General features: G+C 66.5%; 8 protein-coding genes. 5 read left to right on the top strand and 3 right to left on the bottom strand.

Translation table 11 applies throughout. From position 1 onward, the window contains the following. Positions 1–133 precede the first annotated feature (133 nt). Genes AB0D85_RS52025 through AB0D85_RS52015 form a run of 3 tightly spaced genes read left to right on the top strand, consistent with a single transcriptional unit; the run spans position 134 to position 1,236 of the window. Positions 134–289 (top strand): hypothetical protein, encoded by a 156-nt coding sequence (locus AB0D85_RS52025; RefSeq protein WP_362338681.1) that lies wholly within the window; start codon positions 134–136, stop codon positions 287–289. Further along, positions 286–642: a hypothetical protein gene (locus AB0D85_RS52020; RefSeq protein WP_362338678.1), complete on the top strand. Its 357-nt coding sequence runs from the start codon at positions 286–288 to the stop codon at positions 640–642. The genes AB0D85_RS52025 and AB0D85_RS52020 overlap by 4 nt, the downstream gene beginning before the upstream one ends. Before the next feature lie 18 nt (positions 643–660). Further along, positions 661–1,236, top strand: coding sequence for a hypothetical protein (locus AB0D85_RS52015; protein WP_362338675.1), 576 nt, complete (start codon positions 661–663; stop codon positions 1,234–1,236). On the opposite strand, the gene AB0D85_RS52010 is transcribed toward AB0D85_RS52015, so the two are convergent. From AB0D85_RS52010 to AB0D85_RS52000, 3 genes are all read right to left on the bottom strand, one after another. Then, the gene (locus AB0D85_RS52010; protein WP_362338672.1) at positions 1,219–2,514 is read right to left on the bottom strand and encodes a hypothetical protein; all 1,296 of its coding nucleotides are present in this window, start codon (positions 2,512–2,514) and stop codon (positions 1,219–1,221) included. The genes AB0D85_RS52015 and AB0D85_RS52010 overlap by 18 nt on opposite strands. Positions 2,515–3,322: 808 nt before the next feature. Beyond that, positions 3,323–4,603: an FtsK/SpoIIIE domain-containing protein gene (locus AB0D85_RS52005; protein WP_362338669.1), complete on the bottom strand. Its 1,281-nt coding sequence runs from the start codon at positions 4,601–4,603 to the stop codon at positions 3,323–3,325. Positions 4,604–4,680: 77 nt separating this feature from the next. Then, the gene (locus tag AB0D85_RS52000; RefSeq protein ID WP_362338666.1) at positions 4,681–5,115 is read right to left on the bottom strand and encodes a hypothetical protein; all 435 of its coding nucleotides are present in this window, start codon (positions 5,113–5,115) and stop codon (positions 4,681–4,683) included. A 152-nt stretch (positions 5,116–5,267) separates the two neighbouring features. Between AB0D85_RS52000 and AB0D85_RS51995 the strand changes: the two genes are divergently transcribed. Together AB0D85_RS51995 and AB0D85_RS51990 are read left to right on the top strand one after the other, a co-directional pair. Further along, a complete protein-coding gene (locus tag AB0D85_RS51995) occupies positions 5,268–6,083 on the top strand; it encodes a GntR family transcriptional regulator (RefSeq protein ID WP_362338663.1) in 816 nt (271 codons plus the stop codon). After that, on the top strand, positions 6,080–6,598 hold the full coding sequence (locus tag AB0D85_RS51990; protein ID WP_362338660.1) for a hypothetical protein: 519 nt from the start codon (positions 6,080–6,082) through the stop codon (positions 6,596–6,598). Before AB0D85_RS51995 ends, AB0D85_RS51990 begins: the two co-directional genes overlap by 4 nt. Positions 6,599–6,751 lie beyond the last annotated feature (153 nt).

Genomic DNA, 6,751 nt, shown 5'->3' with positions numbered 1-6,751 from the left:
TGATCCTCGCGATGGGTCTCTTCGATCTGACCGACCGAGACCGGAAGTTCCTCGACTGGCTGGCCGGGTGGGACCAGGACACCACCGATGCAGCGGCGGATCTCTTCCACCGACTGGCAGCGAGGGACTCGCGATGACCGACTGGATTCCGCAGCTGCGGCCCGGAGCCGAGTTGCTCCCCTGCTTCCGATGCGAGAAGCCGGTCGAGGAGCAGGGCGACAAGTTCTGCCCCCACTGCGCCATGGACCTCGGCTATATGCCGATCGGCGATCGCGACCCGATCGAATGAGCACCGCCGACCAGACCCAGGGACAGGGCTCGTTCACGATCGAGCAGATCCGCGGACTGCTGGCCGCGATCGAGGACGGCGAGACCGACGTCATCGAGCACCTGCGACCGTTGCAGCGGATCCAGGACGCGAAGGATCTCGTCCGCCTGGGCGAGCAGTTGCTCGAGGAGACCGTGGCCGATGCGCGCGCGATCCCGGCTCAGAAGAGACGGGTCGTCCTGGCCGAAGACGGGGCGATGGTGCTGGTCGATCAGCGCGCCGCTGACCACTCGCAGCACCGGTACGGCTGGGATGTGATCGGCGCGATCCTCGGGATCACCAAGCAGCGCGCCCACAAGCGATTCGCGCGGTAGCCCGTCACAATCGGTGTCATGACCGAAGAGACACCCGACCAGGAACCCGGGACCGAAGACCCGGTGACACCCGATGCTGTGCCAGGTGGCGCGCCAGGTTCCACGGGACCGGTGCTGGGTCTCAAGGAGGCCTCCAAGGTGGCGACCGTGAGCCTGTCCACGCTGCGACGCAGGAAAGACGAACTCGTCGCCGCAGGTGCCACCGTGACAGATGACGGGTGGCAGATCCCGATATCGGCACTCGTGAGCCTGGGGCTGATGGACCGTGTGACACCCGGTGAATCCGGCGATCACAGCGGTGACACCGTCTCTGCCACCCAGCCGGACGGCAGCCCGACACCCTCTGACACCCGCGACATTTCCGACGTCGTGGCCGAGATCGAGAAGATTCGCGCGCGCCTCGAGGACGCCGAGCGACGAGCCAGCCAGGCAGAGCAGCGGGCCGCTGTTGCGGAGGCGGTAGCCGTCGAGCGCGACCGGCTCATCGAGCACCAGGAGCGAGCCCTACGGATGCTCGAGGCGGGATCTCGACCACCAGGACCGACCGGGCCGCCGCCGCCACATCCGCCGCGACGCTCACTCTTCCGGAAGTAGTTCAGGCTCTGGTGGGTCGAGACCGAGGCGTGCCCAACCGGCGCCGGTGACGGTGTGCGGGAAGCCCTCTTCGGTCAGGAAGTCGAGCACGGCCAGGAGCCCGCGACGACGGGCGAGGTCGAGCACCTCGGGAGCGACTTCCCGGAGCCCGCGACGGGCCAGGCCGCCATGCCGGCCGATCCAGATCATGTTGGTGATCCGCACCAGATCCTCGGTTCCGAGGTCTTCGGCCGCGATGTCTTCGTCGCTCTGCTCTTCGTCCTCGAGGCCCGCCATCTTCCGCAGCCCCTCGGAGTAGCGCAGCCGGTGCCGCGCCTTCGTGGCCTTCTCGTACTCCCACCACAGCCGGGCCGATGTCTGGTCCGGCTCGCGCACGGTGGTGATGCCATCCTCATCGGTGGTCAGGGTTCGAGCTACAGCGTGACGGGCGATCTCGAACGGTGCTCGAGAGCCACCCTCGCCCTTGCCCTTCTTGGAGTGGCCGAGGGTCGCCTCCATCGCGAGTTGCTTGGTGAAGTAGCCCGCGATCCACTCTTCGGCCTGGCCCGGTCGCAGGAGCCGGAGATCTGCGCCGACGTTGCGGATCATGCCGCCCTGGCGGACGGTGGCCCGTGCGGTGTAGCCCTCGGCCTGCAGGGATTCGCGCCAGCGCTCGAAGATCCCTTTGCGCCAGGTCTCGGCCTGCTCGGTGGTCACGTTGCCGTCGAAGATGACGACCATGTGTTGGTGGGGGTGCCAGCCTGAGTCACCGTGCATCACCTCGATGACCCGGACGAACCCGATCAGGGAGACGGGGTCAACGGTGGTGGAGGTGACGCCCTGCGACGAGGTCCATTCGGTGATCTCGCGCAGGCCGATGCGGCGATCGGGTCGGGGTCGAGGTCGAGCGATCCCGTCCTTTCCGACGAAGCCGCGAGACTCGGCCTCTTCCCACTTGGCCAGCCGCTCGGCGTACTTCTCGGGCTTCTCGCCGGTCCATCGTTCGGTGCGGGTGACTCGAGCCCAGGCAGCGAGTTGGCCCTCGAGGAGATCTGCGAGGGGATCGGATTTCTTGTGCTGCATCGTCAGCGTCAGCAGGCCGCAGGTGTAGCCCTGCTTCCGAGCCCACTCGAGGATCGCGCGGACCTCTTCGAACCGTGCGGCCGAGATCTTCGCCGAGCAGCGAGGGCAGGCCCAGGCGCTTCCGCAGGTCGAGACCCCCGAGAATCCAGCGGAGCCGTCCGAGATCCGCAGACCGACACCCTCCGGCGCAACCGGCGTCCATCCGCATGCGGTCAAACGGCGACCGTGACCCTGATCCGATCGTGCCTTCCGCAGATCCCGACGAAGCCGGTCAGCATCGAGCGCTCGCGCCCACTGGGCAGCCCTGTTGTCACTCATCGCGGAAACCCGAAATGGCTGGTCAGGGATACTGCGACGAGAATCTTGCGACTCTTACCAAGGCGGGCGGCTTCGCCGCCCGCGGGCCGGGCCGCTCCGGCGTTCCGCCTCCCGCGGCCTTCGGCCCGATGGGGGGTGAAGAAGGGGCCGCGGTTCGAGCTCGAAGACCTCGGCGGAGTGCTGAGACCCGCCATGCGGGTGCCAACGACGAGGACACAGGGTGTCAGAGGGTCGCCACTGTCGGTGGTGTCGTCTACGCTGGGTACTGCGAAAGCAGCCGTCATTGCTCCGTCTCCATTGCTCCGGAAGCGATTGACGAGAAGGTCCAGAGTTGGCGCTCTGGGCCTTCACCGCTTCCTGGGGTCAAAACTCCCGCGATCGTCGCGGGGATCGTTCGAGGCGCGCCGGTCACGGCGGCACGAATCACATCGGCGTCGTTCGTAGCGTCGGCGCATTCGCGCGCACCAGGGGCCATGAGGTGGGGGTGGTGGGGGTTGCTGCCGGTGGGGACACTCCCCGCGTTGCCTCGAGGTGGATTTGGGGTGGGCATCGCAAGCAGCCGATGGGGCCACTCTCGGGACTGAGTAGCGCTTACCCCTGCCAACTCACTGGCGTACGCGACACCGGCACGAACGACGACGCAGACCAGGAGCCGCCCACCCGGACGGTTCCTGATCCACATCGAGGCCCGAGACGACATCAGCGATCAGGCGACCACGGCGAGAGCGGGACCGGACTCGTCGCCCTCGGTGTAGATCCGGGCAACGTCCTTGATCAGCGCATCGGTCCAATAGTCGGCCCGGACGCGATCGGTGGTGCCGTCCTCCTGAATCAGCCAGCCGGTTCCCTGGCAGTCACGGCGGATGCGGTGAGCCGGAGCGATGTCGCGCATCCCGTCACCGAGGACCATCGTGGTCTGCTCAGGCGACCGGAGCCGGAGCGCGATCGTCTGGGTGAAGAGATCGCGCATCGGGATGCTGGCCTTGTCACCGACCTGGGCGAAGGCGACGACCAGGACGCCAGCAGCGCGGCCGCGAGCGAGGAGGCTGCCGAGCAGTTCGGCGACCTTCTTCTTGATCTCGGAGGAACCGAACGCTGTGATCACCAGCAGCTCGTCGATCACGCACAGGTGAATGGGGTCACCCGGAGTCGGGACGAACGAGCGGACCACACCGGCCATCTGGGCGAGGCGACGCTCGGTGATGTCGAGCAGGTCCTCGAGCATCGTCACGGCCGCGTCGACGTTGTACGCGGTGTCATGGAGCAGGGGCTTGCCCATCTCGATCTCGACGCCGCCCTTGAGGTCGATCCCGTGGCAGCGGACGAGGTCGACGGCGATCGCGGGAGCAAGACCGCCGAGGATGCCCCAGAGGACCGAGCCCTTTCCGGCGCCGGAGGCACCCACGCACAGGGTGTGTCGGTCAGCGATCTGCAGGACCCACGGCTTACCGGCCTGGGTGCGGCCGAGACGGACCGACTGCCACTCAGCACGAGGCTCGGGCATCCCAGCCGTGACGGAGTTGACGATCAGGTCTCGCTTGACGAGGTCGACCAGGATCGTGGAGCCGGAGCGCTTCTTGGGGGAGTAGACCCGGTATGCCTCCGCGTCGTACGTCGAGGCCAGCGACTTGCCGAAGGCCTCGAGGTCGGCCAGGGGCTGACCCCGGCGAGTACGAGCCTTGAGGGTGACAGCGTGCGCCGAGGTGCGCACCGTCTTGAGGCGAGGGTCCCGCCACTTCTCGATCGACTCGACCCCGACACCGGCCCGGACCTTGCGGGTCGTGATCCGCTTGGAGACCCCGGCCTCGCGGCACGTCTTGCGCCAGGTGATCCGGATGTCGAGCCACCACCACGCTCGGCGCGGGAGGGTGAGCAGGGTCTTGCCGGTCGTGACGGCCAGATGCCGGCCGAGGCGAGTGCAGGTGATCGCGACGATCAGAACAGCCCCGGCGAAGATGCCGAGAACTACGAGGATGGGCTCGTTCATGGTTCGTTCCTTCCGTTGGAAAACCCCCGCCGCGACCGGGTATCAAGACCAGTCGGGCGGGGGTTGCTGGGTGGGTGTCAGGCAGCCTTGTTGGCGGGCTTCTCGGCGGCAGCGGGAGCGCTGGCACGGTTACCAGCCGAGGTCTGGGAGGCGGGTACCAGGCGCTCGACGGTGATCGAGTAGGCCAGCCGAGCCGAGGCACCCTCGCCGGACTGGTAGGGCTGCACGAACACGTCGCCCTGAGCCACGTAGATCTCACCGAGCTCGTAGACGCTGGCCGGGTTGATGACCGCGATCGAGGCGATCTTGTCGTTGCGTACGCCGCCGTCCTTGGTGGCGACGCGGAGGACACAGCCGGTCGAGTAGGTGACCTCGCCGGTCGGGGCAGCCTTCGGACGACCGTTGCCGTCGGTGCGCTGCTTGGCCTGGTCTCCCATGCCCAGCGCGATCACCGGGAAGTCGTTGGCGTTGGTGCGGATCGGGAAAGCGGTACCGGTCTGAGTGGCGTTCATGGTGACTCCTTGGTTGGTGGTTTCGTGCGGCCGGAGTGCTCCGGGCTCGCCCGTCTTTTTCGTGATAGATGAGAGCATGCATCACTAGACACCTCTCACGCAAGCACTATCACGAAATAGATCAGAATCTTTTTCCTGATAGCATGGCAAGCATGAGCGCGCAACCACCACGAGGACGCCAACCAGCACGGGGCATGGACGCCCGGCAGATTGCCGATTGGCTACGGACCCAGATCACTGACGGGGTGTGGGGAGTAGGTGAGCCGCTGCCGACGAACGCGGATCTGATCAAGCAGACCGGCGCGTCAAACTCGACCGTCTCGAAGGCGATCAGCACCCTGAAGTCAGAGGGCCTGATCTTCGGCCGCCGAGGCGGTCGACCTCGTGTTGCCGACCTCCGGGCGATGGACTATCGGGTCACCGACCAGACCCGGCCGACGTGGCAGGACATCCAGGCGGCCAGCGACATGTTCAACACGATCGCGAAGGCACGAGGCGGAACCTCGAGCACCGAAGCCGAAGCCCTGACACCTCCCGCTGACATCGCGATCCGGCTCGGGCTACCCGAGGGCGAGACGACCGCACGCCGCCGGGTCGTGCAGTCGATCAGTGACCGCGTGATCTCGACCGAGACGACGTTCTACGACCCCGAGGTCGCAGCAGAACTCGGGCTCTACGTGAACGAAGACATCCCCGAAGGAACCTCCCGCCGCATCGGGGCGAGCCGTCACGCTGACACCGCCTGGACGACCGAGACCACCGTCCGACCCGCGACCAGCGAGGAGATCACCCTTTTCGCGATCACGCCCGGAACATCGATGCTCCAAGTCATCACGACCGCCGCCAACCCCGAGCGCGTCACTTCGGTCTCTACGCGGGTCGTACATCCGCAGGGCGTACGGATCGTGCACGAGATCGGGCTCGAGGCAGGGTTGCGAACCATCCGAGCGAATCGAGACCGGCTGTGAAGATCCGACGAGCTGCACCCGCCGAGGTCGACCTGATCGCCCAGTGGAGAGCCGAGCGCGCAGCGTGGCTCGCACGCAAAGGAAGGGATCAGTGGGGATCGGCCGGCCTCCGCGATCAGGCCTTCCTTGACCGCGTTTCCTCGAGCATCGAGGCGGGCGAGACATGGATGCTCACGAAGGACGACGAGCCGATCGCCACGATCGCGATCGACCAGTGGAGCGACCCTGGGCTATGGAGTCCCTCGGAAATGGAGGACGCCCTCTTTCTGCACCGGCTGATCTCTCCGGTCTCCGGCGCCCACCATGGAACCGCGGGGCCTCTCCTGAGTCACGCGCTCGGGCTCGCAGCGCAGCAGCAGAAGCGATATCTCCGGCTCGACGCGTGGAGCACCAACACTGCCCTCCATCAGTTCTGGATTCGGCACGGGTTCGAGCACCTCCGCACCGTGGCAGGCGTACCGAGTGGAGCCCTCTTCGAGCGGCCTGTTTACGGCGGTGGCTGCGTCGAGGCCTGACAACCTGCGATCAACAAACCATTGACCGCAGATTCGTGGTCAACAAACTATTGACTGCGGGTCTGCGGTCAACGTATTATTGACTGCATGAGCGAATCCTTCAAAGACCGCGACCAGCGCAGAGCGGACATGATCCTCGCGATGGGTCTCTTC

The sequence above is a fragment of the Streptomyces sp. NPDC048277 genome (genome assembly GCF_040652235.1).
Taxonomy (GTDB): Bacteria; Actinomycetota; Actinomycetes; order Streptomycetales; family Streptomycetaceae; genus Streptomyces.
The sequence above is the reverse complement of the archived record's forward strand: the minus strand, read 5'-3'. Positions and strand labels throughout refer to the sequence as shown.

Coding starts and splice junctions, on each gene's coding strand:
- AB0D85_RS52025 (WP_362338681.1), top strand. CDS start 134: ATGACCGACTGGATTCCGCAGCTGCGGCCCGGAGCCGAGTTGCTCCCC.
- AB0D85_RS52005 (WP_362338669.1), bottom strand. CDS start 4,603: ATGAACGAGCCCATCCTCGTAGTTCTCGGCATCTTCGCCGGGGCTGTT.
- AB0D85_RS51995 (WP_362338663.1), top strand. CDS start 5,268: ATGAGCGCGCAACCACCACGAGGACGCCAACCAGCACGGGGCATGGAC.
- AB0D85_RS52000 (WP_362338666.1), bottom strand. CDS start 5,115: ATGAACGCCACTCAGACCGGTACCGCTTTCCCGATCCGCACCAACGCC.
- AB0D85_RS52020 (WP_362338678.1), top strand. CDS start 286: ATGAGCACCGCCGACCAGACCCAGGGACAGGGCTCGTTCACGATCGAG.
- AB0D85_RS52015 (WP_362338675.1), top strand. CDS start 661: ATGACCGAAGAGACACCCGACCAGGAACCCGGGACCGAAGACCCGGTG.